The 26,471-nt window shown below is 72.2% G+C and carries 22 protein-coding genes; 5 read left to right on the top strand and 17 right to left on the bottom strand.

Annotated elements, in window-relative coordinates; all coding sequences use genetic code 11:
- Positions 1–10: 10 nt before the first annotated feature.
- The 4 genes from ACVV2G_RS08565 to ACVV2G_RS08550 all read right to left on the bottom strand — a co-directional run bounded on the left by ACVV2G_RS08565 (position 11) and on the right by ACVV2G_RS08550 (position 4,644).
- On the bottom strand, positions 11–799 hold the full coding sequence (locus ACVV2G_RS08565; protein WP_453841985.1) for an aldose epimerase family protein: 789 nt from the start codon (positions 797–799) through the stop codon (positions 11–13).
- A 169-nt stretch (positions 800–968) separates the two neighbouring features.
- Entirely contained in the window at positions 969–1,850 is an 882-nt protein-coding gene (locus ACVV2G_RS08560; protein WP_453841984.1) for an SRPBCC domain-containing protein, read from the bottom strand.
- A 148-nt stretch (positions 1,851–1,998) separates the two neighbouring features.
- Positions 1,999–3,846: a polyamine aminopropyltransferase gene (locus ACVV2G_RS08555; RefSeq protein WP_453841983.1), complete on the bottom strand. Its 1,848-nt coding sequence runs from the start codon at positions 3,844–3,846 to the stop codon at positions 1,999–2,001.
- A 261-nt stretch (positions 3,847–4,107) separates the two neighbouring features.
- Positions 4,108–4,644, bottom strand: a complete 537-nt coding sequence (locus ACVV2G_RS08550) for a DUF2617 family protein (RefSeq protein ID WP_453841982.1) — start codon at positions 4,642–4,644, stop codon at positions 4,108–4,110.
- Positions 4,645–5,526: 882 nt separating this feature from the next.
- Between ACVV2G_RS08550 and ACVV2G_RS08545 the strand changes: the two genes are divergently transcribed.
- The gene (locus ACVV2G_RS08545; protein WP_453841981.1) at positions 5,527–6,729 is read left to right on the top strand and encodes a pyridoxal phosphate-dependent aminotransferase; all 1,203 of its coding nucleotides are present in this window, start codon (positions 5,527–5,529) and stop codon (positions 6,727–6,729) included.
- A gap of 222 nt (positions 6,730–6,951) precedes the next feature.
- Here ACVV2G_RS08545 and ACVV2G_RS08540 read toward each other — a convergent pair whose 3' ends face one another.
- The 3 genes from ACVV2G_RS08540 to ACVV2G_RS08530 all read right to left on the bottom strand — a co-directional run bounded on the left by ACVV2G_RS08540 (position 6,952) and on the right by ACVV2G_RS08530 (position 8,887).
- Positions 6,952–7,698, bottom strand: coding sequence for a UPF0158 family protein (locus ACVV2G_RS08540; RefSeq protein ID WP_453841979.1), 747 nt, complete (start codon positions 7,696–7,698; stop codon positions 6,952–6,954).
- A 116-nt stretch (positions 7,699–7,814) separates the two neighbouring features.
- Positions 7,815–8,096 (bottom strand): hypothetical protein, encoded by a 282-nt coding sequence (locus ACVV2G_RS08535; protein WP_453841978.1) that lies wholly within the window; start codon positions 8,094–8,096, stop codon positions 7,815–7,817.
- A gap of 254 nt (positions 8,097–8,350) precedes the next feature.
- Entirely contained in the window at positions 8,351–8,887 is a 537-nt protein-coding gene (locus ACVV2G_RS08530; RefSeq protein ID WP_453841977.1) for a YbjN domain-containing protein, read from the bottom strand.
- 137 nt (positions 8,888–9,024) lie between these two features.
- Here ACVV2G_RS08530 and ACVV2G_RS08525 point away from each other — a divergent pair, with 137 nt between their 5' ends.
- Positions 9,025–9,552: a hypothetical protein gene (locus tag ACVV2G_RS08525; RefSeq protein ID WP_453841976.1), complete on the top strand. Its 528-nt coding sequence runs from the start codon at positions 9,025–9,027 to the stop codon at positions 9,550–9,552.
- A 56-nt stretch (positions 9,553–9,608) separates the two neighbouring features.
- Here ACVV2G_RS08525 and clpB read toward each other — a convergent pair whose 3' ends face one another.
- The 3 genes from clpB to ACVV2G_RS08510 all read right to left on the bottom strand — a co-directional run bounded on the left by clpB (position 9,609) and on the right by ACVV2G_RS08510 (position 13,081).
- Positions 9,609–12,206, bottom strand: coding sequence for an ATP-dependent chaperone ClpB (clpB, locus tag ACVV2G_RS08520; protein ID WP_453841975.1), 2,598 nt, complete (start codon positions 12,204–12,206; stop codon positions 9,609–9,611).
- A gap of 351 nt (positions 12,207–12,557) precedes the next feature.
- Complete coding sequence (locus tag ACVV2G_RS08515) at positions 12,558–12,893, bottom strand: hypothetical protein (RefSeq protein ID WP_453841974.1); 336 nt, start codon at positions 12,891–12,893, stop codon at positions 12,558–12,560.
- Positions 12,890–13,081, bottom strand: a complete 192-nt coding sequence (locus ACVV2G_RS08510) for a hypothetical protein (RefSeq protein ID WP_453841973.1) — start codon at positions 13,079–13,081, stop codon at positions 12,890–12,892. Before ACVV2G_RS08510 ends, ACVV2G_RS08515 begins: the two co-directional genes overlap by 4 nt.
- Positions 13,082–13,165: 84 nt before the next feature.
- Here ACVV2G_RS08510 and ACVV2G_RS08505 point away from each other — a divergent pair, with 84 nt between their 5' ends.
- Positions 13,166–14,176: a helix-turn-helix transcriptional regulator gene (locus tag ACVV2G_RS08505; RefSeq protein WP_453841972.1), complete on the top strand. Its 1,011-nt coding sequence runs from the start codon at positions 13,166–13,168 to the stop codon at positions 14,174–14,176.
- A gap of 154 nt (positions 14,177–14,330) precedes the next feature.
- Here the strand turns inward: ACVV2G_RS08505 and ACVV2G_RS08500 are convergent, their stop codons facing one another.
- The 7 genes from ACVV2G_RS08500 to ACVV2G_RS08470 form a co-directional block, all read right to left on the bottom strand.
- The gene (locus ACVV2G_RS08500) at positions 14,331–15,377 is read right to left on the bottom strand and encodes a helix-turn-helix transcriptional regulator (RefSeq protein ID WP_453842052.1); all 1,047 of its coding nucleotides are present in this window, start codon (positions 15,375–15,377) and stop codon (positions 14,331–14,333) included.
- A 149-nt stretch (positions 15,378–15,526) separates the two neighbouring features.
- Positions 15,527–16,636: a substrate-binding domain-containing protein gene (locus tag ACVV2G_RS08495; RefSeq protein WP_453841971.1), complete on the bottom strand. Its 1,110-nt coding sequence runs from the start codon at positions 16,634–16,636 to the stop codon at positions 15,527–15,529.
- A 355-nt stretch (positions 16,637–16,991) separates the two neighbouring features.
- The gene (locus ACVV2G_RS08490; RefSeq protein ID WP_453841970.1) at positions 16,992–17,444 is read right to left on the bottom strand and encodes a heat shock protein transcriptional repressor HspR; all 453 of its coding nucleotides are present in this window, start codon (positions 17,442–17,444) and stop codon (positions 16,992–16,994) included.
- 5 nt (positions 17,445–17,449) lie between these two features.
- Complete coding sequence (dnaJ, locus tag ACVV2G_RS08485) at positions 17,450–18,643, bottom strand: molecular chaperone DnaJ (protein ID WP_453841969.1); 1,194 nt, start codon at positions 18,641–18,643, stop codon at positions 17,450–17,452.
- Between the two features lie 42 nt (positions 18,644–18,685).
- The gene (gene grpE, locus ACVV2G_RS08480) at positions 18,686–19,393 is read right to left on the bottom strand and encodes a nucleotide exchange factor GrpE (protein WP_453841968.1); all 708 of its coding nucleotides are present in this window, start codon (positions 19,391–19,393) and stop codon (positions 18,686–18,688) included.
- Complete coding sequence (dnaK, locus tag ACVV2G_RS08475) at positions 19,390–21,243, bottom strand: molecular chaperone DnaK (protein ID WP_453841967.1); 1,854 nt, start codon at positions 21,241–21,243, stop codon at positions 19,390–19,392. The genes grpE and dnaK overlap by 4 nt, the downstream gene beginning before the upstream one ends.
- A 95-nt stretch (positions 21,244–21,338) precedes the next feature.
- Positions 21,339–22,790: an MraY family glycosyltransferase gene (locus ACVV2G_RS08470; RefSeq protein WP_453841966.1), complete on the bottom strand. Its 1,452-nt coding sequence runs from the start codon at positions 22,788–22,790 to the stop codon at positions 21,339–21,341.
- A gap of 260 nt (positions 22,791–23,050) precedes the next feature.
- On the opposite strand from ACVV2G_RS08470, the gene ACVV2G_RS08465 reads away from it, so the two are divergent.
- Positions 23,051–25,333, top strand: coding sequence for a heterodisulfide reductase-related iron-sulfur binding cluster (locus ACVV2G_RS08465; RefSeq protein ID WP_453841965.1), 2,283 nt, complete (start codon positions 23,051–23,053; stop codon positions 25,331–25,333).
- A 198-nt stretch (positions 25,334–25,531) separates the two neighbouring features.
- On the top strand, positions 25,532–26,434 hold the full coding sequence (locus ACVV2G_RS08460) for an FG-GAP repeat domain-containing protein (protein ID WP_453841964.1): 903 nt from the start codon (positions 25,532–25,534) through the stop codon (positions 26,432–26,434).
- Positions 26,435–26,471: the final 37 nt, after the last annotated feature.

The raw sequence follows: 26,471 nt of genomic DNA, 5'->3' as shown, positions 1-26,471 counted from the left end.
GCGCACCAGCTTAGAGCCGGGTCCAGCTCCAGGTCGTCGTGGCCTCCAGCGGCTCCAGGGGCGTGACCAGGCGCGGGAGGGTGTTCAGGCCGTCGGGCGGACCGGTCTGCGGCTCCACGCAGACGGCGGCGTCCTGCTCGTCGTACACCACGACCCACTGCTCCCGGCTGGACACCTTCAGCTCCAGGCGCTCCGGCCAGGTGAGGGTGACGTCGACGCCGTCCGGCATGCCGAAGCAGTCGTCCCAGGGCCCCGGCCCGGGGGCGGTCCGGTGGCCGGTGGGCAGGTGGTCGTCGCCGCGCTCCTCCTGCCAGGCGGGGTCGAAGTCGATCGCCACGTCCGCGCCGTCGAGGGTGCGGTTGAACCAGGGGTGCCAGCCGACCTGCGCCGGGAACGACGACTCGTACGTCTCCACGGACATCGTCAGCGTCAGCGCGTCCTCGGCGAGGGCGATCACCTGGGTGACCCGGCCGGAGTAGGGCCAGGGGTCGACCAGGTCGTACGTGATGACGGCCTCGTCGGCGGTGACGCGGGCGGTGTGCCAGGCGCCGTCGCGGGCGGTGCCGTGGATGGCGTGCGGCGGGGAGTTGAGCGGCATCCGCCGGACGACGGCGCCGTCCTGGAAGCGGCCCTCGCGGATGCGGCCGCACCAGGGGACCATCGGGAAGCAGCCGTAGCGCTCGCCCTGGCGGAGCAGTTCCGTGCCGCCGACGCGCAGCCCGCCGATCCGGCCGCCGTTGCCCGGCAGCACGGTCGCCTCCGCGTCACCCGCGGTCAGCGTGATGGGTTCGTTGCTCACGCCACGACCCTACTGGGGCGATCAAGAGTGCCCCACCCGGTCGGCGCGGCTGCCTGGTCGGCGCGGCTGCCTGGTCGGCGCGGCTGTCCGGTCGGCGCGTCCGGGGGCGGCGACGGTTCCAGCGGCGCTTGCAGCGGGCGGGTGCGACGAGGCTGCTGCGGGTGAGGCCTCAGCGGCGCTTGCGCAGCGCCCGGCCCACGACGATCGCCGACGCCACGACCAGCGCCGCCGCCGGGGCGGCCCAGCGCAGGGGGGCACCGGCCACGCCGCCCTGGGGCGCGGGCACGGGGGCGTACCTGCCGCGCGGCGGGGCGTGGTCGACCTCCTCCGCGCTGCGGCCGATCATCGTGCGGCGCGCGTGCGCCGCCTCGGCCGGGGGCCCGGGGGCTTCGGGGGCGGGGGGCGCCACCGGAGTCACGGGGGTCACAGGCGTCACGGGGGTCGTGGGGGCCGGGTGGCTCGCGGCGGTCCCGGGGCCGTCCGGGTGCTCCTGCCCGTCCGCCTGCTCCCGGCCGTCCGACTGCTCTCGCCCGTTCTGCCGGTCCTGCCCGTCCTGCCCGTCCTGCCCGTCCTGCCGGTCCGGGTCGGCTCCCCCGTCGTCCGGCTGCTTCTCGACGTCCTCGTCCGCCTCCGCCACCGCGCCCAGGTTCTCCGCGAAGCGGGTCAGCAACCGGGTGGCCGCCGACGTCACCGCGTCCGCCGGCAGCTCCTTGACCCGCCCGTCGGCCGCGGCCGTCCCGTCGATCGCCAGGGTGGAGCCGTCGTCGGCGTCCGTCACCCGGAGGACGAGCGCGAGCGTGACCGTGCCGGTGCCGCGCGACTCGGCGGCGACGCCCTCGACGGCGTACGCGCCGTCCGTCCTCGCGGACAGCCGCAGGGAGCCCCGGTAAGTGACGGAGTGACTGCCGACCCGCACCTTGAGCCGCCCCGTGACGGGCTCGGCACCGGCGTCCTGCTGGAGCCCCGGAACCGCCCGGGCGACCCGCAGGGGGTCGGCCAGCACCTTCCTGAGCCGCTCGGCCGGAACCGGAACGAACACCTCATGCTCCATGTCAGCGCAGCCTACCCAGCGGGCGCCCGGTACACCCCCCGTCGGCGCGAAGTCACCCGCCGTCTCCCGTACCCCACGGGCCGCCCCGCGCGGCCTCCCGCTCCGGGCGCCGGCACCGGCGGGGCGGTGCCGGGCGCGAACGCGGGCCTCAGTACCGGGGATGCACCAGCGTCGACGGCGGCAGACCGGTGAGCCGGGTACGGGAGGCGGCGCGGGCGTCCCGGAGGAGGGACCGGGGCGTGAGGGTGCGCGGGCGCGGAGCCGTCGGGTCGAGGCGCAGGACGGGGGGCGTGCGGGCGGCCAGCAGGAAGCCCCAGTCCCGGGTGGCGCGGGAGGAGCCGACGACCGTGCCACCGGGGCCGGGACCGGGGCCCGGAACCGGGCCAGAGCCCCGCGCGGAACCGAAGCCCGGAACGGAACCGCGGCCCATGACGGAACCGGGGCCCCGCGCGGAGTCCGGGTCCCGCGCGCCGGGTTCCGGCGCGCCGACGCGGTAGGCGACGGTCCGCAGGCCGGCCGCGCGGAGCGTGGCGTCCACCGTCCAGAAGGTCCGGAGCCGGGCGGACAGCGGCCCGGCGTGCACCGCCAGCCGCCCGTCGGGGGCGAGCACCCGGCGGAGCAGACCGTAGAACTCCTGCGAGTACAGCTTCGTGCCGGCCGTGACGCCCGGATCGGGCAGGTCCGAGATCACCACGTCGTACGTCGCGGTGGGCGTCGAGCGCAGCCTGCGGAAGGCGTCGGCCCCGATGACGTGGAGGCGCGGATCGCCGTAGGCGTGCTGGTTCAGCGCGGACAGCCCGGGGTCGTGCCGGGCCAGCCGGACCAGCCCGGGGTCCGGTTCGACGACGTCGACACGGCGTACGCCCGGGTGGCGCAGCACCTCCCGCGCGGCGAGGCCGTCGCCCCCGCCGAGGATCAGTACGCGCGCGTGCGGACCGCTCATGGCGGGACGCACCAGGGCCTCGTGGCGGCGCGGCCCGTCACCGGCGCTGAGCCGCAGCCGCCCGTCCAGGTACAGGCCGAGGGGCCGGCCGTCGGTGTCGCCGGTCAGGACGACCTCCTGCACGCCGGTCCGGACGGCCACGCGGACGTCCTGCCCGTACACGGCGTGCCGGGCCGCGCGTTCGAAGTCGTCGGCGAGGACGGTCGCCGTGGCGAGCAGGCTCAGCACGACGGCGTAGGCGGCCAGCAGCAGCCGGCAGGCCCGGCGGGTCATGTCCCGCCGGAACAGGCCGAGGACCAGCGCGGCACCGACGAGCGCGTTGACGGTGCCGGTGATCAGCGTGCCGGTCAGCTGGCCGAGGAAGGGCAGCAGCACGAAGGGGAAGGCGAGGCCCCCGACGAGCGCGCCGACGTAGTCCGCGGCGAACAGGTCGGCGACGGCGCCGCCCGCGTCCTGGCGGCGGACGCGCTGGATCAGCTCCATCAGCAGCGGCACCTCGGCGCCGATCAGTACGCCGATGGTGAGCGAGAAGACGACCAGGAGGACGTGGGGGCCCGTCTCCCACAGCCCGCCGTAGCCTCCGGTCCAGGCGAAGACGGCGTACAGCACCATCGCGCTGAGCCCGCCGACGAGGGCGAGGGCGGCCTCGACCGCGCCGAAGCCGGCGGCCGCGAACCGGCGCAGCCGCTTGGCGGCGAGCGAGCCGATGCCCATGGCGAAGACCATGACGGACAGGACGACGGACGCCTGGGTGACCGAGTCGCCGATGAGGTACGAGGCGAGGGCGACCAGTTCGAGTTCGTAGACGAGCCCGCAGGCCGCGCAGACGAACACGCCCGCCAGCACGAGGAACCGCCCGATGGCCGGCCGGACGGGCAGCCGGGCCGCCGCTCCGGCGCCGGAACCGCCGGCGGTCCCGGAACGATCCGACGCCTCGGAGGCACGCGAGGGGTCAGAGGCACCGGCGAACCTGTCGGGGCCGTCCGGACGGCCGCCGGGGCCGCCCCAGGACGGCGGAGAGCCGGGCGGAGCGGGCGCGTGCGGTTCGATCACGGGGTGACGTTACGTCACTCCAGCAGCACGCTTCGTCACCCACACGTGTGAAACTGACGTTCCCCCGGGCGCCACAGGTTTAGCCCACGACCGGAACCACGACCGGACCCGCGACGGAACCACGACCGGACCCGCGACGGAACCACGACCGGACCCGCGAGGGGACCGCGACCGGACCCGCGACGGGACCACGACGGAAACCGCGGCGAGGTCCGCCACAGGCCGCACCGCAGGCCGCACCGCGGGCCCAACCCCACCCGCTCACCCCCCGGACGGGCTGAGCTGCGACGTCGGCACCCGCACGCCCACCCTCGTCCGGGTCGCCACCAAGTGGCCGTCCTGCGGGTAGGCGTGCCAGGTCCGCCAGTGCACCTGCCCCTCGTGCCGCTGGGCCAGCAGCGCGGTGAAGGCGTGCGGATTGCCCGGGAAGACCCCGGCCAGTCCGTGCGGGTGGTCGGCGACCAGGGCCAGCAGCTCCTGGGCACGGCCGGCGAAGGAACCCGGCGTCAGCACCTCCACGCGCGCGGCGAACTCGTACTCCCAGTCGCCCTTCCGCTTGGCGACGCCCAGTGGAAGGGGCGTGCTGCTGCCGGGGATGCACGCCACGGTCTCCGAACAGCTGCCCCGCTCCTCCTCCAGCAGCACTTGGTGGGAGGCGCCGAGGAGCCGCAACTGGAGCTTGGCGTCTCCCAGTTCGACGTCCAGACGGGCGAGCGCGGGCAGCGGTTCGCGCCCCAGGGCCCAGGCGAGGTCCGTGGCGCGCGTGTCGGTGTAGGCGGTTTTCAGGGTCGTGAGCATGGATCGGCTCCGCAAGCACACAAGGAGAGGACGGTGTGGGGCCGGCGCGTCCCGGTCACTGCCGGGGATGCGGCCCGCTCAGCCCAGTCGGCCGGTCAGGAGGGGGGTCAACAGGTCGTCCGAGGAGCTGCGTTGATGAGGGAGAGGGAATCATGAACCGTGGCGCCGCCACAGCTTTTTTACCCAACTTCACCGGGTTTCCATCCCTCAGGGGGTCCACAGCTCAACTGTTCAACCGAGGCGCACACCCCGCCCGCACGGCGCGCGCCGGTGCGTGGGAGCGCCCACCGGGTGTGTTTCCCGGCGGGCGCTCGTGGTGGGGACGTGGGGCCCGGCTCCGGGCGCGGGCCCCGTGGCGGGGATGCGGTTCCCCCTGAAGAAGCTCAGCTGCCCCGTGTCAGCTGCCTCCACCGCATCCGCCGCCACCCCCTCCCCCGCAGGACGACGACCCGCCTCCGCAGGACGAAACGCCGCCGCAGGAGGAGCCTCCGCCGCACGAGGAGCCACCCGAGTGACTCGAGTGGTGCCCGCCCGAGGGCGAGCCGTCGGCCCACCAGCTGTTCCGGCCGCGGCCGGCGCGGCTCCTGCGGACGCTGCCGCTCCGGTGACCTCCGCCGCTTCGCGCGCCGGCCACGAGCCCGCCGACCACCAGGGCTCCGAACACGACCAGAATGATGCCGACGACCATGGCGCCACCCTCCTTCCGCTTCCCGGGCTCGCGCCCGGTGATCCCCCGAAGCAGCCCCCGTCGGGCGCCCCGCTTCCCGAGTGAAGCTCGGCCGGCTGTGCGTCGAGCTCGTCGCGTGAACGGGAGATGCCCTTCGCCGCCACGCGCCAAAGCAGAGTTGAGGAACTCCAGAGCTTCGGCGCAGGATGACCGCCATGACCCCCATGAGCTCCAGCGCACGCCCCCTCCTCAACCACCGGCTCGCCGGGTTCGGGACGACGATCTTCGCCGAGATGTCCGCCCTGGCCCAGTCGACCGGGGCGATCAACCTGGGCCAGGGCTTCCCGGACACCGACGGCCCCGAAGAGGTACGGGAGGCCGCCGTACGGGCGCTGCGCGACGGGCGCGGCAACCAGTACCCGCCGGGGCCCGGCGTGCCCGAGCTGCGCACCGCCGTCGCCGCCCATCAGCGGCGCCGCTACGGCCTCGCCCACGACCCGGACACCGAGGTCCTGGTCACCGCCGGTGCCACCGAGGCCATCGCCGCCTCGCTGCTCGCCCTGCTGGAGCCCGGCGACGAGGTGGTCGCGCTGGAGCCCTACTACGACTCGTACGCGGCCTGCATCGCGATGGCGGGCGGCACGCGCGTACCCGTCACCCTGCGCCCGCACACGGCCGACGGGGTGAACACCTTCCGCCTCGACCTCGACGAGCTGCGCGCCGCGGTCACCGACCGCACCCGCCTGCTGCTGCTGAACAGCCCGCACAACCCGACGGGCACGGTCCTGACCCGGGAGGAGCTGGCCGCGATCGCCGAACTGGCCGTGGCACGGGACCTGCTGGTGGTGACCGACGAGGTCTACGAGCACCTGGTCTTCGACGCGGCCGAGCACATCCCCCTGGCGAGCTTCCCGGGGATGCGCGAGCGCACGGTGACCATCGGGTCGGCCGGCAAGACGTTCTCCTTCACCGGCTGGAAGGTCGGCTGGATCACCGCGGCCCCCGCCCTGGTCACGGCGGTCCGCTCGGCCAAGCAGTACCTGACGTACGTGGCGTCGGGGCCCTTCCAGTACGCCGTGGCCGAGGCGCTGCGCCTGCCCGAGACGTACTTCACGGACTTCCGCACGGACATGCTGGCCAAGCGGGATCTGCTCGCGGGCGGTCTGGAGCGGGCCGGCTTCACGGTCTTCCGCCCGGCCGGCACGTACTTCGTCACCACCGACATCCGGCCCCTCGGTGAGAGTGACGGTTTCGCCTTCTGCCGTGCGCTGCCGGAGCGCTGCGGGGTGGTCGCGATCCCCAACGCGGTCTTCTACGACCACCGCGAGCAGGGCGCCCCCTTCGTCCGCTTCGCGTTCTGCAAGCGGACAAGCGTGCTGGAGGAGGCGGCCTCCCGCCTCGGGACGCTGGCCGCCTGACGGCCACCGACGTACCAGCGGACGTACCGGCCACACGGCCTGGTGGCTCCGAGCCGCCGCGCACCCGCACTCCACTGCCGTCCGGCCGACCGGGACACCGGCCGACCGGCGGTCATCTCACGCAGCCCGCCTGTCGGCGGTCCCGCTTCCCTCAGCCATCAACCGGCGCCGTCCGGCACGCTGACAGCGCCCCGGATCAGGCAGGACAGGGGCGGCAAGGGGTCATACCGGCCCCGAAGGAATCGGAACCGAGCTGGGCTCTACGAAGAGGGCGGAGTGCGGGCAGTAGCCCTCCTCGGCCAGCCAGGCGCGGGCCCGGCCGCGCTGTCGCTCATCGCGGAACCGGTGGTACCGGCTCCAGGAGCGCTCGTCACCGGCGAGGACGGCCTTGCAGCGCCGGAAGGCGCCCCGCCCGCCGATGGCGTTCCGCAGCCTGTCGGCAAGGGCGGCGTCCTCGACCCCTTCGATGAACAGCTCCATGTCCCGGTAGCCGGCCCCGGACCCCAGAGCCGGAACGTACAGCCATCGCTCGGGATCGTCGTCCTCCTCGGCCTCGGGCCCAGGCCCCGGCTCACCGGTGAACGCAGGCCGGCACTCCCCGGTGGACAGATCGATCCGGCCACCGGACTCGGCCGGGTCGCCCTCCAGCAGCATGGCGAGCATCTCCAGATCGACCGCGAGCGGACGCAGGAGGGGGGTCGCCGCGTCTCCCGTGGCCGCGCGCAACCGGTCCGCCAGCTCCTCATCGCCACGGAAGCCGCGCTCCTGGAGTGCGCCGAGAAACAGGGCCGCCATCTCCGCAGCCCCCGGCAGGCCCTGTGCCGGGGCACCGGCCACACCATCGCCGGCCAGCTGCAGCACCTCGCGCACGGGTCCACGACGCAACGCCGCAAGCACCGCCACTCCGTCCTGCGCATGGAGCGCGCCACGCAGGGCCCGCAGCCCGTCCTCGTCCCATTCCTCATCCACGCCCCGACGCTAACGCGCCACCGGGGTACGACGCCGGGGACCCATCGGTTTCCCTCCGCCCGGCTCCGTGCCGGTGCCGGCGCCCCCGGCGCCTGGGGGCAGACGGTGTCGCCCGGTCAGGGGCGCCGCTTGCGGCCGCTCCTGCCCGAGGAGCGCCGGGCCTTGCGGGCGCGGCCGACGCGGGTGCCGCGGGTGCCCAGTGCCCGGGCCGCCAGCTGCCTCAGTTCGTCGAGTCCGGCCCGGTCCGGGTGCGCGGAGTCCAACGCGGCGGCCACCGCGTCCCCGGCCTGGGAGTCCTGGGCGCGCAGCATCTCCTCGGCGCCGGCCCCGTCGCCCGCCAACTCCACGAACTGAAGCAGGCTCTCGGCGAGCACCAGCAGAGACTCCGCTTCGGTCATGTCCTCCGGGGACAGCAACTCACGGCGCGCCAGCGCGCTCCTTCCCGTGTGTGGTCAGGGTACGACGGGCAGTGCCGCGTCACCGAGCCCGTCGGTACGGCCGGCTGACCGGTTCGGACAGGTGGTGCGGCCCGCTCACCGCCGGTGCCGGAGATCCGCAGCGGGGCCGCCCGCCGGCGGGGCCCCGCGCACGAGGAGAGCCCGCCCCCGGTCACCTCCGGGGGCGGGCTCTCCTCCTACGGGACGGGGCCGTACTACTCGCCGTCCTCGTCCTTCGGCTTCTCCTCCGACTCGTTGACCTCCTGCTCCAGGCCGAGCTGCTCCACGAGCCACCGGTCGAACTCGATGGCGGCCCGCACCCAGCTGACCGTCGAGGAGACGAAGTGCTCCAGGCTGACGCCCGTGCCGATCAGCATCTGCGCCTCGCCGATCAGGCGGACCGTGCCGTCGTCGTGGGTGTGGGAGTACACCTTGGGCCACAGGGTGCGCCGGTTCCAGTCGTCGATCGACTCCAGCAGCTGCGGCTTCTCGCCGATCTGGTGGGGCCGGTCGTAGAACGTCCGCACCGAGAAGATCTGCTGGTCGCCCTCGCCGCGGAACATGAAGTACGTACGGAACTGCTCCCACGGCGCCGCGAGGTCGCCCTCGTCGTCGACGACATACTTGAGCTCCATCTGTTCGAGGAGCTGCTTCACGAGATCCTGGTCCGGGACGACGGGGCCCGCCGGTCCTTGGGGCTGCGGCTCGGGCTGGCCCCCGAAGTTCGGAATCGAGGACGGGTCGATGGTCACCGTGAATTTCCCTTCGTACGGATCTGGCCATCCTCCCCCATGCGGGGAGGGGCGTGGCAAGCCCGCCGGGGGCCTGTCAGCCCTGGGCTGACATGATCCGGCCGGTGGGGTGGAGGTTCGCGGACGGGGGCGGGGCCATGTGGCGGACACGGAACACGGCGACGGGGCACGAGGGCGGCGGGGAGGTGCCTCGCGGGCGCACCAGGTGGCGGCTGTTCGCGGCGCTCGTGACGCTGCCGGTGCTGGTCCTGTTCCCCCTTCTCGTCCTCCTCACGGCTTCCGTCTTCTCCGAGCCGGACGGCCGGGGCGACGGCGGGGCCGCCGCGCACGTCCCCTGCGCCGAGGCCCTGCGTTTCGGCGGAGCCGCCCTGCCGGACGGCGCGCGGCCGGTCGGGGCGTGCACGCTGCAGGGCTTCCAGGACATTCACTACGGCGCCGCCTTCCGCATGCCCCGCACGGGTGTCCGGGAATGGCTGGCACACACCTATCCGGACGCCCCCGGGCCCGCGTCGGAGCACTGCGCGGGCGGCGACGTCGATCTCTGTCTGAATCTGGGTTACCAGCGGGGCCTGCCGGACGGCGTGGACGCCCATGCCGTGCAGGTGCGGGTGACGTACGAGGCGGCCGGGACGGCACTGGTGCGGTTCGCCGCGTTCACCATGTGACGCGGCGGCCCGCCACCCCGGCGGGTGACGGGCCGCACGGCGGCGGACTGCCGGGCCTACGGCGTGCTGCCGCCCGCCGGTCCCACGATCAGGTCGTCGCCGAAGCGGTCCACGCGGACCGTGTCACCGTCCTTGATCTCTCCGGAGAGGATCTCGCGGGCGAGCCGGTCGCCGATCGCGGTCTGCACGAGGCGGCGCAGCGGCCGGGCGCCGTACGCCGGGTCCATGCCCTCGTCGGCCAGCCAGACCAGGGCCTCGTCGGTGACCTCCAGGGCGAGGCGGCGCTCGGCGAGCCGCCGGGCGAGCGCGTCGATCTGGAGCCGCGCGATCCGGCTCAGCTCGTCCTTGCTCAGGGCGGAGAAGACCACGAGGTCGTCGAGCCGGTTGAGGAACTCCGGCTTGAAGGACGCCCGGACCACCTCCAGGACCTGCTCCCTCTTCTCGGTCTCGCTGCTGACCGGGTCGACCAGGTACTGGCTGCCCAGGTTGGAGGTGAGGACGAGGATGGTGTTGCGGAAGTCGACGGTGCGGCCCTGCCCGTCGGTGAGGCGCCCGTCGTCCAGCACCTGGAGCAGGATGTCGAAGACCTCGGGGTGCGCCTTCTCCACCTCGTCCAGCAGCACCACGCTGTACGGCCGCCGCCGCACCGCCTCGGTGAGCTGGCCGCCCTCCTCGTACCCGACGTATCCGGGCGGGGCACCGACGAGCCGCGCGACGCTGTGCTTCTCGCCGTACTCGCTCATGTCGATGCGGACCATGGCCCGCTCGTCGTCGAAGAGGAAGTCGGCGAGGGCCTTGGCCAGCTCGGTCTTGCCGACACCGGTCGGGCCGAGGAAGAGGAACGACCCGGTCGGCCGGTCGGGATCGGCGATCCCGGCCCTGCTCCGCCGTACGGCGTCGGACACGGCCCGCACCGCCTCGCTCTGCCCGATGAGCCGCTTGCCCAGCTCCTCCTCCATCCGCAGCAGCTTCTGCGTCTCGCCCTCCAGCAGCCGCCCGGCGGGGATGCCGGTCCAGGAGGCGACGACGTCGGCGATGTCGTCGGCGCCGACCTCCTCCTTGACCATGGTGTCCCCGGCGACCTCCTCCTCGGCCTCGGAGGCGGCCTCCAGGTCGCGCTCCAGGGCCGGGATCTCGCCGTAGAGCAGCTTGGAGGCGGTGTCGAAGTCACCGTCGCGCTGGGCGCGTTCGGCCTGACCGCGCAGCTCGTCGAGCTTCTCCTTCAGCTCGCCGACCCGGTTGAGGGACTGCTTCTCCTTCTCCCAGCGGGCGGTGAGACCGCGCAGCTCCTCCTCCTTGTCGGCGAGGTCGCGCCGCAGCCGCTCCAGGCGTTCGAGCGACGCGGCGTCGGTCTCCTTGCCGATCGCCAGCTCCTCCATCTTCAGCCGGTCCACGGCACGCTGGAGTTCGTCGATCTCGACCGGGGACGAGTCGATCTCCATGCGCAGCCGCGAGGCCGCCTCGTCGACGAGGTCGATGGCCTTGTCGGGCAGGAAGCGGGAGGTGATGTACCGGTCGGAGAGGGTGGCGGCGGCGACCAGCGCGCTGTCCGCGATCTGCACCTTGTGGTGCGCCTCGTAGCGCCCCTTGAGGCCGCGCAGGATCGCGATCGAGTCCTCGACGGTCGGCTCGGCGACCAGCACCTGCTGGAACCTGCGCTCCAGCGCCGGGTCCTTCTCGATCCGCTCCCGGTACTCGTCCAGCGTCGTCGCGCCGACCATGCGCAGTTCGCCGCGCGCGAGCATGGGCTTGAGCATGTTGCCGGCGTCCATGGCGGAGTCGCCGCCGGCCCCGGCCCCCACGACGGTGTGCAGCTCGTCGATGAAGGTGACGATCTGCCCGTCGGAGTCCTTGATCTCGGCGAGGACCGTCTTCAGCCGCTCCTCGAACTCACCGCGGTACTTCGCCCCGGCGACCATGGCGCCCAGGTCCAGCGCGACCAGCCGCTTGTCCTTCAGCGACTCGGGCACGTCCCCCTTGACGATCCGCTGGGCGAGGCCCTCGACGACGGCGGTCTTGCCGACGCCCGGCTCACCGATGAGGACGGGGTTGTTCTTGGTGCGCCGGCTGAGCACCTGCACCACGCGCCGGATCTCCTGGTCCCGCCCGATGACGGGGTCGAGCCTGCCCTCGCGGGCGGCGGCGGTGAGGTCGGTACCGAACTTCTCCAGGGCCTTGTACTGGCCCTCGGGATCGGCGGTGGTCACGCGCCGCCCTCCCCTGGCCTTGCGGAAGGCCTCCTGCAGCTTCTTCGCACGGGCGCCCTGCCCCTCCAGTACCTCACCGGCCGCGCCGCCCTTCGCGGCGATGCCGAGGAGCAGGTGCTCGGTGGAGAGGTACTCGTCCCCGAGCTCCTTGGCGCGGGCCTGGGCGTCGGCGACCACGGCGAGCATCTCACGGTTCGGCTGCGGCGGGGCGACCGTGGACCCGGTCACGCTGGGCAGCCCGGCGACGATGCGCTCGGCTCCGGAGCGCACGGCCGCGAGGTCGGCCTCGACGGCGGCGAGCAGGTCGGTGATGTTCTCGTTGTCCTGCCCCTGGAGCAGAGCCAGGAGCAGGTGGGCGGGGGTGAGGTCGGCGTTCCCCTCGGTCACGGCCCGGTTGCTGGCCGCGTTGATCGCGTCCCGGCTCCGGTTGGTCAGCTCGGCGTCCACGTTCTGGCTTCCCTCCTCGCGCCGGCCGTCGGCGGTCCGGCCACGTCTCCCAGTGCTGACTCAGACAACGTACACAAAGTTGAGTCTATTCCACTCAAGGGAAAAGGGACACGACCGCCGCACCCTCCGGGGGAGACACGGCCGCCACCCCCTCCAGAGGGCGTCGAGGCCTCCCCCTGCCGGCGTCCATGCCGTGCGAGAGGCGCTCCAGCCGGGACGAGACCAGACCGACGCCAGACCGGTACCCCGGGACGTCACCGCAAACGACAGCGGCGTCACCGTGTTCAGGTCACGGTGACGCCGCTGCCGGGGGGAAGCACCTGAGCGATTTGTTACGACGGGGGAATCGCGTCAGGCACTGCGGGGGGTGGCCGAGATGGTCCTCACTTCGGAGTCCTCCGGCTGTGCGAGCCGGTGGTCCCTCTGGTCCAGGTTCACAAAGATCATTCCGTATCGGATGGCGCACCGCACGGGCTGCGGCGCCCCCCGAGGCCGCCGCAGACACCGGTACGCCCGCACGTCGCCGTCCTCGTCCAGCGTGACGACGACCGGCTCGCCGAAGACGGTCACCATCAGGGAGTCACCGGAGTGGGGGATCGCGGTGACCAGGTCGATGAAGTGCCAGCCGGAGCGGTAGGCGGTGGCCATTTCCCGGCGGAAGGAACGGTCGTCGGGTGGAGTGGTCATACCCTTACCCCCGCCTGCACCACATCCCAGCCAAGGTCGGGCACGCTCTTGGCGTCGGTCACGACGAACTTGCTGCTGTCCCAGCCGAGGTCCAAACCGGTCGCCGTACAGAAGACCAGCCCTGCGGAGAAGGCAACGGCAAGTATCGAGCGAAGCATTCTCTTGCACATGATGGGCTTCGTCCTCACTTCCCCAGTGTCTCTCCCCCGTCTCCAAGACGATGGCTCATCAAGCCACGTCAAAGCCACAGGATCGGTGCATCATGTTCCTGCATGTTCAGGACCCTGGGGGGTGGAGATTTGCCTAATACAGATAAAAAAGGGGCGCATCCTCATGCGATGGCGGACCTCTGCGACGACGGAAAACACCTGTACGCCAGCGCGCTTCGCCTGGGGCGCGTCGCTCGCACGGAAGCCGAGACGGCTCCGTGCCTGCTGGAGTTCGCACTGCTGCACCCGGATCCGGACGACCCGAACTGGCTGCGACCGGTGCCGCCGGCCGCGGCACTCGCCCAGCGCCTGCATCCCCTGGAACGAGAGATCCAGGAACGCAGGCACCTGGCCATCGAGTTGGCCGACTCCTTCGAGCCATTCATGGCCATCAGCGCACAGAGCCCCGGCGAAACCCATGCCGTCACAGTGCACGAGGGCATCGAGCGCATCAACTCGGCCATAGAACGCGCCACGGCGGAGTGCCAGTCGGAGGTACTCACCGTCCAGCCGGGCGGCGGACGCAGTGAACACGTGCTGGGCACCGCTCTGAAGCGAGGTCAGGGCGTCATCGACCGGGGGGTGTCGATGCGCACGCTGTACCAGCACACCGTGCGGCACAGTCAGGGAACCCTCGCGTACGCCGAGATCATGGCGAAGGGCAAGGTCGAGATCCGCACTCTCGAGGAACTCATCGAACGGCTGATGATCTTCGACCGGGCCGTGGCCTTCATCCCGGCGCGCGACGACCGCCAAGTCGCCCTCGAACTCCGCCACCCCGGCCTGGTGGACTACCTGGTCAAGGTGTTCGAACAACTCTGGGCCCGTGCGGTGCCGCTCCTCGAGGAACCCGCCTACGCTCCCCCCACGGACGGGATCACCGGCGTCCAGCGCTCCATCGCCAAGCTGCTCGTCGAGGGCCATGTCGACGAGGCCATCGCCCGGCGTCTCGGCATGAACGTGCGCACGTGCCGGGCCCACATCGCGAAACTGGCGGCCGCTCTGGGCAGCGGGAGCCGCGCCCAGCTCGGCTACCTGATAGCCCGGTCCGGACTTCTGGAACAGGGACACTGACCCCCTCGACCGACGTGGAGGCCGGCACCCTCGACGAGACCACCGAACACCTCACCGTCACTGTCCGCACCGTCGCTCGCCTTCTTCCCTGCCGGCGACGACCGCTCACTCGCCCTCGACGCCGGCAGTGACAGCCGGGCGCAGCTCGGCCACCTCACCGGGCGGTCGGGGATTCCCGGCCGGGAGCCTGGTCGGGCAGGCCGATCGCGGGCGGCAGGTGCGGGGAGCCGTCCAGGCCGGCCTGGGCGATGCGCACCCCCAGCTGCGTCCGGCTCGCCGCGCCCAGGGTCTCCGAGAGGCGGGCGATGTGGGCGCGGGCCGTGCGGACGCTGATGCCCAGCCGTTCCGCGATCACCGCGTCCTGGTGGCCCTCCGCCAGCAGCGCCGCGATGGACTGCTCGCGGTGGGAGATGCCCTCGATGCCCGTGTCGGGGAGGGGCGCGGTCAAGGGGACCGCCAGGCGCCAGAGGCGTTCGAAGACCGTGGCCAGGTAGGCGATCAGGGCGGGGTGGCGCAGCTCCAGGGCCATCGTGCGGTCGGTGTTGGCGGGGATGAAGGCGACGGTGCGGTCGAAGAGGATGAGCCGGTCGATGACCTCGTCGAGGGTGCGGGCCTCCACCGCGTCACCCATCAGCTCCAGGTAGGTGAGCAGGCCCTGCCCGTGCCGGGCGACGTGCGTGTAGAGGTCCCGCATCCGCACCCCGCGCCCGCGCAGCGCCAGCGCCCGGTGCAGCCCCTCGGAGAGCTCCGCCTCACGCCGTATGCCGCCGGGCTGCACGGTGAGGACCTCCGTCGTGCACGCCTGCGTCGCCTCGTCCATCGCCGCCTGGATACGGGCCAGGCCGTCCAGGACCCGGAGCGCCGTGCCCTCCGTGCCGGCCGGGGACTGCAGCTGGCGGCCCAGCCCCGCGTACCACTCGAAGGCCTCCACCGCCGAGCCCACCCGCTGCTGGCTCGCGTTGACCTCGTCGTGGACACCGCGCAGCAGCCGGGTCATGACCTCCTGCGGGGAGGTGGGCACCAGCCAGTCCATGTCGTCGGGGTCGGGGTGCAGCAGGGCCAGTTCGAGGAGGCAGGGGACCGGCTCGGCGTCCCGGCGGGGCACCCGGCCGCGTCGTACGGCCCGGGAGTACACGCGGTCCCCGGCCGCGCACAGCCGGTCGGCACCGTGTGGATGCTCTTCCGCCCCGTGCCCGGCCATCGCCCGTCCCACCCCCGGTTTCGGCTCCTTCCGCAGCGCAACTATGCGCGGCCCGGACCGGGTCCGCAACACGGCTCGACACGGCACGACGGCCGGAAAGCGCCGGTTCTCCCGGGATGCCCGGGCCGTGCGTCGGGACCGTACCGGCCCTACTTCAGCCCCATCTCCGCGCAGGCGGCCTCGTACGCGGCCGTGCAGATGTCGGAGATCTCGAAGAAGCCGTCCGCGACGACGGTGCTCTCGATGTTGTCCCGCGTGAGGGCGACGACGGGCACCAGCTGGGCGGGGATGCCCTTGTGGGTGGGGCTGTCGACCTTGTCGCGGGCGAGCGCGTCGAACTGGATGTCCCGGCCCTGGACCCGTGCGAGGGCCATCTCGGCGGCGCTCTCCGCCTCCAGCGGGTAGGACTTGTACACGCTCATGTACTGGTCGCCGGTGACGATCCGCTGCACTCCCGCGAGTTCCGCGTCCTGGCCGGTGATGGGCGGCAGGTCCTCGAGGCCCGCGTCCTCCAGGGCCTTGATGACCCCGCCCGCCATGCCGTCGTTGGCGGCGTAGACGCCCGCGATGTTGTCCTTGCCGAGCTTGCCGATCGCCTCGGCCATGTTCGCCTCGGCCTCCTCCGGCTTCCAGTCCTTGGTGTCGTAGGACTCGGCGATCGTCACCTTGCCGTTCAGCTCGGCCAGCGCTCCGGCCTTGAACTGCTTGGCGTTCGGGTCGGTGGGCGAGCCGTTCATCATGACGATCGTGTCGGAGCCGCCCGCGTTGTCGCCGAGCGCCTCCACGAGGGAGCGGCCCTGGACCTCGCCGACCAGTTCGTTGTCGAAGGAGATGTACCCGTCGATCGGACCCTCGGCCAGCCGGTCGTAGGCGATGACCGGGATGCCCGCGTCCTTGGCCTTCCGCACGCTCTCCCCGGCGGCCTTCGCGTCGACCGCGTCCAGGACGATCACGTCGACCTGGTCGTCGATCATCTGCTGCATCTGGTCGGCCTGCTTCGACGCGCTCGCCTCGGCGTTCGCGTACTTGACGTGGCCCTGGTCGCGCGTGAGCTCGGCGACCTTCGCCTTGAAGTAGGGGTAGTCGAACTGCTCGTAGCGCGTGTTCGCCGTCTCCGGGAGCAGCAGTCCCACGGTGACGTCGTTGCCCTTGGTGGGGCTCGCCCCGTCGCCGCTCTCCGACGCGCCGAGCACGCCGCAGCCGGCGAGCACGAGGGACATGGCGGGGGCGGCCACGGATATGGCGATACGACGGCGCATGTGAGGGCTCACTTCAGGTGCGATTCGGTACGTGGGCACAGCAGTACGGCCCGTATGACTGAAAAGCCAACGCTTTCGCCACCACCGGCGTCAAGGGGAACCACTTAACGACATGGGAACAGTACGCTCCGCGAACTCGCGGACATGCCGCGGACGAAGTGCGGAGATCTGCCGTCGGCGTGTACACGGAGTGGACACGAGCCGGGCGCGGGCCGGGCACGGACCGCACGCGGACGTGTGCACGGCGCCGCCCCCGCACCGGCGGCGGGCGGTCGGCCCCCGGCCCGTACGGCGGCACACGCGAAGGGGCCCGGGAGTCCGCGCGCGAACTCCCGGGCCCCTCCACCGAGCGGGCTCAGTCCGACTGCTGCTGCCGCTTCGGACGCCACACCACCAGGGCACTGGTCTGCTGGACCTCCTGGTACGGGACCAGGTCGCGGCGGTAGGAGGCGTGCACCGCCGCCTCGCGCTGGCGCATCGCCGACGCCGCGCCCTCCAGGGCGTCCTGCAGCTCGGCCATGCGGGCCTGGAGCGCGGCGACCTGGTTCTCCAGTTCGATGATGCGCTTGATCCCGGCCAGGTTGATGCCTTCGTCCTGCGACAACTGCTGCACCTGGCGGAGCAGTTCGATGTCGCGGGCCGAGTAGCGCCGGCCGCGCCCGGCCGTGCGGTCGGGGGAGACCAGGCCGAGGCGGTCGTACTGGCGCAGGGTCTGCGGGTGCAGACCGGAAAGCTGGGCCGCCACCGAGATGACGTAGACCGGGGTGTCCTCGGTCAGTTCATACGGGTTGCGTCGACGACCGTCCATTCCCGTCAAGCTCCCTTCGCGGCCTGGAACAGCTCCGCCCGCGGATCCTCGTCCGCGGTCGCCTCGCGATACGCCTCGAGCGCGTCACGAGCCTTCCCCGACAGGTCCTTCGGAACACTCACCTCGACGGTGACCAGGAGGTCGCCCCGGGTGCCGTCCTTGCGGACCGCGCCCTTGCCCCGGGCGCGCATGGTGCGGCCGTTGGGCGTGCCCGCCGGCACCTTCAGGGTGACGGGCGGACCGCCGAGGGTCGGGACCCGGACCTCCCCGCCGAGGGCGGCCTCGGCGTACGTCACCGGGACGGTGACGGTGAGGTTGTCGCCCCTGCGGCCGAAGACGGAGTGGTCCTTGACGTGCACGACCACGTACAGGTCGCCCGCCGGCCCGCCCCGCTCGCCCGGTGTGCCCTTGCCGCGCAGCCGGATGCGCTGCCCGTCCGACACCCCGGCCGGGATGCGGACCTGCATGGTCCGGGAGGACTTGGCCCGCCCGGAGCCCTTGCAGACGTCGCAGGGGTCCTCCGCGATCAGGCCGCGGCCCTTGCAGTCGGGGCACGGGTCGGTCAGCGAGAAGCCGCCGCCCGAGCCGCGGGCGACCTGTCCGGTGCCGACGCAGGTCGGGCACACGCGCGGCGTGCCGTTCTTGTCGCCGGTGCCCGAACAGGCCTTGCAGGGTGCCTGCGAGGACATCCGCAGCGGGACCGTCGCCCCCTCGATGGCCTCGGTGAAGCTCAGGGTGACCTCGGACTCGACGTCCTGGCCGCGGCGCGGCTGGGTCCGCGTGCCGGTGCCGGGACCGCCGGCGCCGGTGCGGTTGAACAGGCCCCCGAAGACGTCCCCGATCCCCCCGCCGAAGCCGCCGGCACCCTGGGCCCCGCCCTGGGCCCCGCCTCCGAAGAGGTCGCCCAGGTCGAAGTTGAAGGTGCCGCCGCCCGCGCCCGGCCCCGGACGGAAACCGCCGTTGCCGAAGAGGGCGCGGGCCTCGTCGTACTCCTTGCGCTTCTTGGGGTCACCGAGGATGTCGTTGGCCTCGGAGATCTCCTTGAAGCGCTCCTCCGCCTTGACGTTCCCCTTGTTGGCGTCCGGGTGGTACTCGCGGGCGAGCTTCCGGTACGCCTTCTTGATCTCGGCCTCGGTGGCGTCCTTGGGGACGCCGAGGACCTTGTAGTAGTCCTTCTCGATGAAGTCCTTGGTGCTCATCCCCGACGTCCCTCCTCTCCTGCGTACGTGTTTCCCGTGACGTCAGCCCTCCTCCGGGCCACCGCTCTCCTTGTTCCCGGCCGGCCCGGCGGTCCCGGTGCCCTGGGCGTCCCCCGCGTTCTCCGCGGGGTCGGCCTGGGCCTCGGTGCCCTCCTCGGCCGGCTTGACCGTCTGCGCACCCGGCTGCGGCTCGGCCACCGCCACCCGCGCGGGGCGGATGGTGCGTTCGCCGATCCGGTACCCGGGCTGCAGGATCGCCACGCACGTCGTCTCGGTGACGTCCGGTGCGTAGGAGTGCATCAGGGCCTCGTGGATCGTCGGGTCGAAGGGCTCGCCCTCCTTGCCGAACTGCTGGAGGCCCAGCTTGGCGACCGTGGTCTCCAGCGACTCCGCGACGGACTTGAAGCCGCCGACCAGTTCGCCGTGCTCCCGGGCGCGGCCGACGTCGTCGAGCACGGGCAGCAGTTCGGACAGGAGGTTCGCGACGGCGACCTCCTTGACCGCGACGCGGTCCCGCTCCACCCGGCGGCGGTAGTTCTGGTACTCGGCCTGGAGGCGCTGGAGGTCCGCCGTGCGCTCGTTGAGCGCGGTGCGCACCTGGTCCAGCTGGGCCACCAGGCCCGCGTTCTCACTCGCGTCCCCGGCCGGGGCCGCTCCCTCTTCGGCAGCGGCCTTCGGCTCGGCGTCGTCAGGGGTGGCGCCGGAGGGGACGTCGGGCTTCTCCTCGAAGCCCGGGGTCTCCTCCGTCACGCGGCACCGTCCTTGCGCTCGTCGTCCACGATCTCGGCGTCGACGACGTCGTCGTCGCCCTTGTCGCCGGCCTGAGCGCCCGCGCCGGGGGCCTCGCCGCCGGCGGCCTGCGCGCCCTGGGCGTCGGCGTACATCGCCTGGCCCAGCTTCTGCGAGACGGCGGCGACCTTCTCCGTGGCGGTGCGGATCTCGGCGGTGTCCTCGCCCTTGAGCTTCTCCTTCAGCTCGGCGACGGCCGTCTCGACCTCGGTCTTCACCTCGCCCGGGACCTTGTCCTCGTTGTCCTTGAGGAACTTCTCCGTCTGGTAGACGAGCTGCTCGCCCTGGTTGCGGGACTCGGCGGCCTCGCGGCGGGCGTGGTCCTCCTCCGCGTACTTCTCGGCCTCCTGGCGCATCCGGTCGACCTCGTCCTTCGGCAGCGAGGAGCCGCCGGTGACGGTCATCTTCTGCTCCTTGCCGGTGCCGAGGTCCTTCGCCGTGACGTGCATGATGCCGTTGGCGTCGATGTCGAAGGCGACCTCGATCTGCGGGACGCCGCGGGGCGCCGGGGGCAGACCGGTCAGCTCGAACATACCGAGCTTCTTGTTGTACGCCGCGATCTCGCGCTCGCCCTGGTAGACCTGGATCTGCACGGAGGGCTGGTTGTCCTCGGCGGTGGTGAAGATCTCCGAACGCTTCGTCGGGATCGTCGTGTTCCGCTCGATCAGCTTGGTCATGATGCCGCCCTTGGTCTCGATGCCGAGGGACAGCGGGGTGACGTCGAGGAGCAGGACGTCCTTGACCTCGCCCTTGAGGACACCGGCCTGCAGGGCGGCGCCGATGGCGACGACCTCGTCCGGGTTGACGCCCTTGTTGGCGTCCTTGCCGCCGGTCAGCTCCTTGACCAGCTCGGCGACGGCGGGCATGCGGGTGGAGCCGCCGACGAGGACCACGTGGTCGATCTCGGACAGCTGGATGCCGGCGTCCTTGATGACGTTGTGGAACGGCGTCTTGCAGCGCTCCAGCAGGTCGGCGGTCAGCTGCTGGAACTGGGCCCGGGTGAGCTTCTCGTCCAGGTGCAGCGGGCCCTCGGCGGACGCGGTGATGTAGGGCAGGTTGATCGAGGTCTCGGTGGACGAGGACAGCTCGATCTTCGCCTTCTCGGCGGCCTCGCGCAGGCGCTGCAGCGCCATCTTGTCCTTGCTGAGGTCCACGCCGTGGCCGGACTGGAACTGCTTGACCAGGTAGTCGACGACGCGCTGGTCCCAGTCGTCACCACCGAGGTGGTTGTCACCGTTGGTGGCCTTCACCTCGACGACACCGTCGCCGATCTCCAGCAGCGAGACGTCGAACGTACCGCCACCGAGGTCGAAGACGAGGATGATCTGCTCGTCCTTGTCGAGGCCGTACGCCAGCGCGGCGGCCGTCGGCTCGTTGACGATGCGCAGGACGTTGAGGCCCGCGATCTCACCGGCCTCCTTGGTGGCCTGGCGCTCGGCGTCGTTGAAGTACGCCGGGACGGTGATGACCGCGTCGGTCACCTTCTCGCCCAGGTAGGACTCGGCGTCCCGCTTCAGCTTCTGCAGCACGAAGGCGCTGATCTGCTGCGGGTTGAAGTCCTTGCCGTCCAGGTTGATCTTCCAGTCGGTGCCCATGTGGCGCTTGACCGACCGGATGGTCCTGTCGACGTTCGTGACCGCCTGGCGCTTGGCCACCTCGCCGACCAGCACCTCGCCGTTCTTGGCGAAGGCGACGACGGACGGCGTGGTCCTGGCGCCCTCGGCGTTGGTGATGACGGTGGGCTCGCCGCCCTCCAGAACGCTGACGACGGAGTTAGTCGTGCCCAGGTCGATGCCGACCGCACGTGCCATGGTGAATAACCTCCAGCTGACTTGAGTGGAACAGGCTCAAGTGTGCACGACGCGGGTCGCTCGGTCAACAGAGGTGAGTCGAGTGGACTCAACTCTTATCCGTTCCTTACGCGCAATGACTCTCTGACCTGCGCGTTCTCTGCCCGTCGGGTCTGACGAACCGGAAAAACCGTCCCCCGGGAGGACGTCCCGTCCGGGGTTCCGGTTGCCCCGAGAGGCTCCTGCCGCACCACGGCGGGCCGGCTCGGGGCCCTGCCGGAGGAGCGACGGCCCCCTCCGGAGGAGCGACCGTCCTCACCGGAGGACCGGCGGCCCCCGCCGAAGGGGCGATCGCCCTCACCGGAGGAGCGACGCCCCTCATCGAAGGAGCGACCGCCCTCACCGGAGGAGCGGCGGAAGGCCCCGCCGAGGGACCGGCGGGAAGTCTTGCCGGAGGTCCGGTCGGACCCGCCGGTGGACCGGTCGGCCCCGCCGAGGGACCGGTCGGCCCCGCCGAGGGACCGGCCGACCCCACTGATGGACCGGCCGACCCCGCCGGCGGACCCGCCGACCGGCACGCCCGTCGCCGCCCGCCGCGGTCCGTACACCCGCACCCGCAGGAGCGCCGCCACCCCGGCGACCACCGGGCCTGCCACCCACAGCACCGCCGTCTCCCCCGCCCAGCCGGTGTGCACGAGCACGCCCACGAGTACCCCGCAGAACGCGGCCACACCGAGGACCACCACCGCACCCTGCGCGGTGAGTCCCAGCCGCCGCAGCCGGTGGGCCAGATGGTCGGGACCACCGCGCAGCACCGGCCGCCCGGCCAGCCGGCGCGAGAGGAGGACGAGGACGGCGTCGGCCCCCGCGAGGGCCGTCAGCGCGAACAGCACCCCCGCGCCGGCCAGGGGATCGTGCCCCGCCCGGGTGAACACGGCCGCCCCGGCGAGCAGGAAGCCCGCATAGAGCGACCCGCAGGCCCCGAGGGCGATCCGCGCGGGGTGCCGGTTGTGCAGCAGGAACCCGGTCAGCGCGGCGGCCAGCGCGAGCAGCAGCACCGCCAGCCCGTCCATCAGCTCCGCCGCGGCGCAGGCACCGACACCGAAGGCGGTCACGACACCGACCGTGCCTGCCACCCCGTCGGCATGGTCGAGCCCCCGGAAGGCGACGGCCACCAGCGCGATCCAGCCCACCGCGAGCCCCCCGGCCACCGGCCCCGTCTCGCCGTACGGCACCACGCACGCCGCCGCGACGGCCGTCCCGGCGGCCGGCCACCGCCGCCGCAGCCGCCAGACGTCGGCGGCCAGACCGAGGGCACCGACGGCGGTCCCGGCCACGAGCAGCCGGCCCACCCCCGAGCCGAGCGGCACGACGCCGGTCCGGTCGCCGGTCCACGCGACCGCTCCGGTGACGAGGACGACGGCCGCACCGCCGAGCAGGGGGACGGGCCGCCGCCGTCGCCGGTCGACGAGGCCGAGGCGCAGGGCGGGCGCCCTCAGCAGCGCGGTGAGGAGGGCGGCGAGGAGGAAGGAGGCGGTGGCTGCGGTGATCCCATAGAGCACGGGCATAAGCTATGCCCGAACGTGGATGAATATCATGATTTGCGATGAATGGCGCGTCCGGTCGTCGCGGCGCCGCCCGGGGTGCCGGGCCCGGCCCGTGGTCAGGCCCGTGGTCAGGCCCGTGGTCAGGGTTGCCTCAGCGACGCAGATCACCGCACGTCCGGCTACAGTGCGGCGGAGGATGGGGGTAGTCTCGAACGGACTGCCTAAGTTACCGCTTAGTAATACCGCCCCCTCGTCACCTCGCAGGCCCGAGGAGCCCCCAAATGCAACTCGCCGCGATCATCGTGTCGCTGGTCCTGATCGTGGTCGGCGTGGCACTGTTCGGCCGCGCCGTCCTGCAGATCTACAACTCCATGCGCCTGGGCCAGCCCGTCCCGGCCGGAACGCGGACCAACGACCCCGTGCAACGCACCCTCACCGTGGTCAGGGAGTTCCTCGGCCACACCCGGATGAACCGCTGGGGCATCGTCGGGGTGGCGCACTGGTTCGTGGCGGTGGGCTTCTTCTCACTGCTGCTGACGATCGTCAACGCGATCGGCCAGCTCTTCCAGGCCGACTGGATCCTGCCGGTCATCGGCGACTGGGCGCCGTACAACGTCTTCGTCGAGTTCATCGGCACGATGACCGTGCTCGGCATCCTGGTCCTGATCGCGATCCGCCAGCTGAGCAAGCCGGACAAGCCGGGCCGCAAGTCCCGCTTCGCCGGCTCCAACTTCGGCCAGGCGTACTTCGTCGAGGCCGTCATCCTCATCGTCGGCGTCTGCATCTTCACGCTGCACGCGCTCGAGGGCGCCCTCCACCACGTGGACGGCTACGAGGCGTCGTTCTTCATCTCGTACCCGGTCGTCTCCGCGTTCCAGGACCTGGACGTCTCCACGCTCCAGAACCTCGTCTACCTCTTCGCCGCCCTGAAGATCGCGACCTCGTTCATCTGGATGATCACGGTCGCCCTGAAGACCGACATGGGCGTGGCCTGGCACCGTTTCCTCGCCTTCCCGAACATCTGGTTCAAGCGGAACGCCGACGGTGAGACCTCCCTCGGCGCCCTGCTGCCGATGACCTCGGGCGGCAGGGCGATCGACTTCACCGACCCCGGCGACGACGACGTCTTCGGCGTCTCCCAGGTCGAGCAGTTCTCCTGGAAGGGCCTGCTGGACTTCTCCACCTGCACCGAGTGCGGCCGCTGCCAGTCGCAGTGCCCCGCCTGGAACACCGGAAAGCCCCTCTCCCCCAAGCTCCTGATCATGTCCCTGCGCGACCACGCGCACGCCAAGGCCCCCTACCTGCTGGCCGGCGGCGGCAAGACCATGGAGGGCGAGGAGAAGGCGTCCGAGGAGCAGCTGGCCGGTGTCCCGGCGGCGGCCCTCGCCGAGGCCGAGCGCCCGCTGGTGGGCACCCTCGAGGACAACGGCGTCATCGACCCGGACGTCCTGTGGTCCTGCACCACCTGCGGCGCCTGCGTCGAGCAGTGCCCCGTGGACATCGAGCACGTCGACCACATCGTCGACATGCGCCGCTACCAGGTCATGATCGAGTCGGCGTTCCCGTCCGAGGCGGGCACGATGCTCAAGAACCTGGAGAAGAAGGGCAACCCCTGGGGCCTGGCGAAGAAGCAGCGCCTGGAATGGCTCAAGGAGGTCGACTTCGAGGTCCCGGTCGTCGGCAAGGACATCGAGGACCTCACCGAGGTCGAGTACCTCTACTGGGTCGGCTGCGCCGGCGCCCTGGAGGACCGCGCCAAGAAGACCACCAAGGCCTTCGCCGAGCTGCTCCACATGGCGGGCGTCACGTTCGCCATCATGGGCGGCGACGAGAAGTGCACCGGCGACTCCGCCCGCCGCCTCGGCAACGAGCCCCTGTTCCAGGAACTCGGCATGGAGAACGTCATGTCCCTCAACGCCGCCTTCGGCGAGGAGACGGACGACGACGGCAAGGTCACCGACGCGTCGCGCAGGCCCAAGTCGGCCAAGAAGATCGTCGCCACCTGCCCGCACTGCCTCAACACCCTGGGCAACGAGTACCCGCAGCTCGGCGGCGACTACGAGGTCATCCACCACACCCAGCTGCTCCAGCACCTGGTCGACGAGGGCAGGCTCACCCCGGTCACCCCCGTCGAGGGCATCATCACGTACCACGACCCGTGCTACCTGGGCCGCCACAACAAGATCTACACGCCGCCGCGCGAGATCATCGCCGCCGTCCCGGGCGTCCGGAACGAGGAGATGCACCGCCACAAGGAGCGCGGCTTCTGCTGCGGCGCCGGCGGTGCGCGGATGTGGATGGAGGAGCGGATCGGCAAGCGCGTCAACAACGAGCGCGTCGACGAGGCCCTCTCCCTCAACCCGGACATCGTCTCCACCGCCTGCCCGTTCTGCCTCGTCATGCTGACCGACTCGGTCAACGGCAAGAAGAACGACGGCAAGGCCAAGGAGTCCATCCAGGTCGTCGACGTCGCCCAGCTCCTGCTGGACTCCGTCAAGACCCCGGCCGACCCGGCGGGCGAACCGGAGTCGGCGGACGAGCCGGCGCCGGAACCGGTGAAGTAGACCCGGTGAACCGGTGAAGCAGTTCCGATGAAGGACACCCGGTGAAGCAGACCCGGTGAAGCACACCCGGTGAGGTGACCGCCCTCGCCTCCGGCACCCCCAGGTCCGCCCGGACCCGGGGGTGTCGCCGTTTCTCGAACGCGTGCATCATTACCCGGTCGTTGTCGGTGGTACGGCTTGATACGGACGAGGTGAACGGTGCGCGCGCGAAGAAGCCCCCTGACAGGCGCGACTGCTCTCGGCTGCCTCCTGCTGCTGACCGCCTGCGGTCACGGCCCGGCGGCGCACACCCCCGAGGACGGCGAACCCACCCCCCTCCACGCCGCCGGGGCCCCCGCCCCGCTCCCCGTCCCGCACGGCGAGGGCAGCGAGGTCCCGGACGACTTCAACGGCGACGGCGCCGAGGACCTGGTCGTCCACGCCTCGGCCGGCCACCTCAGCTACCTGCGCGGCCCCTTCACCCGCAAGGGCGCCCCGCAACAGGCCGGCGCGCCCCTCCTCACCCCCGGCGAGGCCCCCGCGGGACCCACCGCCGACGTCGACCGCGACGGGTACGACGACCTGCTCGTCCGCGCCTCGACGGGCCCCGGCGAGGCGGCCCTCGTCCTGGGCGGCCCGACCGGACCGGCCCGCACCGGCGTCACCCTCCCCGCCGGCACCGACATCGCCCTCGGCGCTTTCGGCGGGGGCAAGGCGCTGGACGCGGCCGTGGGCACCCCGGACGGCACCGCCCTGCGCTACGACCTCCCCACCGCCGCACGCGGCACCCTCGACACCCCCGGCCCGGCGCTCGACGCCGCCGACTTCGACGGCGACGGCCTGAGCGAGCTGGTCGCCGGCGGCTCCGCGGTACGCGTCCTCCCGGGCCGCGACACCGGCCCCACCACAGACGGCGTGGTCACGGTGCGGCCGGCGGCGACGGGCACGACGCAGGTGCTGACGGCCGGCGACTTCGACGGCGACGGCCTGGCGGACCTGGTGGTACGGACGTACCGGGCCGACACGAAGGACACGGTCGCCGTGTACCGGGGCACGGCGAAGACTCTGCTGACGGCACAGCCCGCGGTCACCTTCTCGACGTCGCACTTCCTGACCCCGTAGGGGAGGGACGGACGCCCCGCGCCCGCACGTCTCCGGG

This window comes from Streptomyces sp. JK94 (assembly GCF_053613315.1).
The sequence above is the reverse complement of the archived record's forward strand: the minus strand, read 5'-3'. Positions and strand labels throughout refer to the sequence as shown.

Excerpts from the sequence above, each read along its gene's own strand:
- ACVV2G_RS08550 (WP_453841982.1), bottom strand. The coding sequence starts at position 4,644 with ATGCTCACGACCCTGAAAACCGCCTACACCGACACGCGCGCCACGGAC.
- ACVV2G_RS08495 (WP_453841971.1), bottom strand. The coding sequence starts at position 16,636 with ATGCGCCGTCGTATCGCCATATCCGTGGCCGCCCCCGCCATGTCCCTC.
- ACVV2G_RS08490 (WP_453841970.1), bottom strand. The coding sequence starts at position 17,444 with ATGGACGGTCGTCGACGCAACCCGTATGAACTGACCGAGGACACCCCG.
- dnaK (WP_453841967.1), bottom strand. The coding sequence starts at position 21,243 with ATGGCACGTGCGGTCGGCATCGACCTGGGCACGACTAACTCCGTCGTC.
- ACVV2G_RS08525 (WP_453841976.1), top strand. The coding sequence starts at position 9,025 with ATGTGGCGGACACGGAACACGGCGACGGGGCACGAGGGCGGCGGGGAG.
- ACVV2G_RS08465 (WP_453841965.1), top strand. The coding sequence starts at position 23,051 with ATGCAACTCGCCGCGATCATCGTGTCGCTGGTCCTGATCGTGGTCGGC.
- ACVV2G_RS08500 (WP_453842052.1), bottom strand. The coding sequence starts at position 15,377 with ATGGCCGGGCACGGGGCGGAAGAGCATCCACACGGTGCCGACCGGCTG.
- ACVV2G_RS08505 (WP_453841972.1), top strand. The coding sequence starts at position 13,166 with ATGTTCAGGACCCTGGGGGGTGGAGATTTGCCTAATACAGATAAAAAA.
- ACVV2G_RS08545 (WP_453841981.1), top strand. The coding sequence starts at position 5,527 with ATGACCCCCATGAGCTCCAGCGCACGCCCCCTCCTCAACCACCGGCTC.
- ACVV2G_RS08560 (WP_453841984.1), bottom strand. The coding sequence starts at position 1,850 with ATGGAGCATGAGGTGTTCGTTCCGGTTCCGGCCGAGCGGCTCAGGAAG.
- ACVV2G_RS08515 (WP_453841974.1), bottom strand. The coding sequence starts at position 12,893 with ATGACCACTCCACCCGACGACCGTTCCTTCCGCCGGGAAATGGCCACC.
- dnaJ (WP_453841969.1), bottom strand. The coding sequence starts at position 18,643 with ATGAGCACCAAGGACTTCATCGAGAAGGACTACTACAAGGTCCTCGGC.
- ACVV2G_RS08470 (WP_453841966.1), bottom strand. The coding sequence starts at position 22,790 with ATGCCCGTGCTCTATGGGATCACCGCAGCCACCGCCTCCTTCCTCCTC.
- ACVV2G_RS08535 (WP_453841978.1), bottom strand. The coding sequence starts at position 8,096 with ATGACCGAAGCGGAGTCTCTGCTGGTGCTCGCCGAGAGCCTGCTTCAG.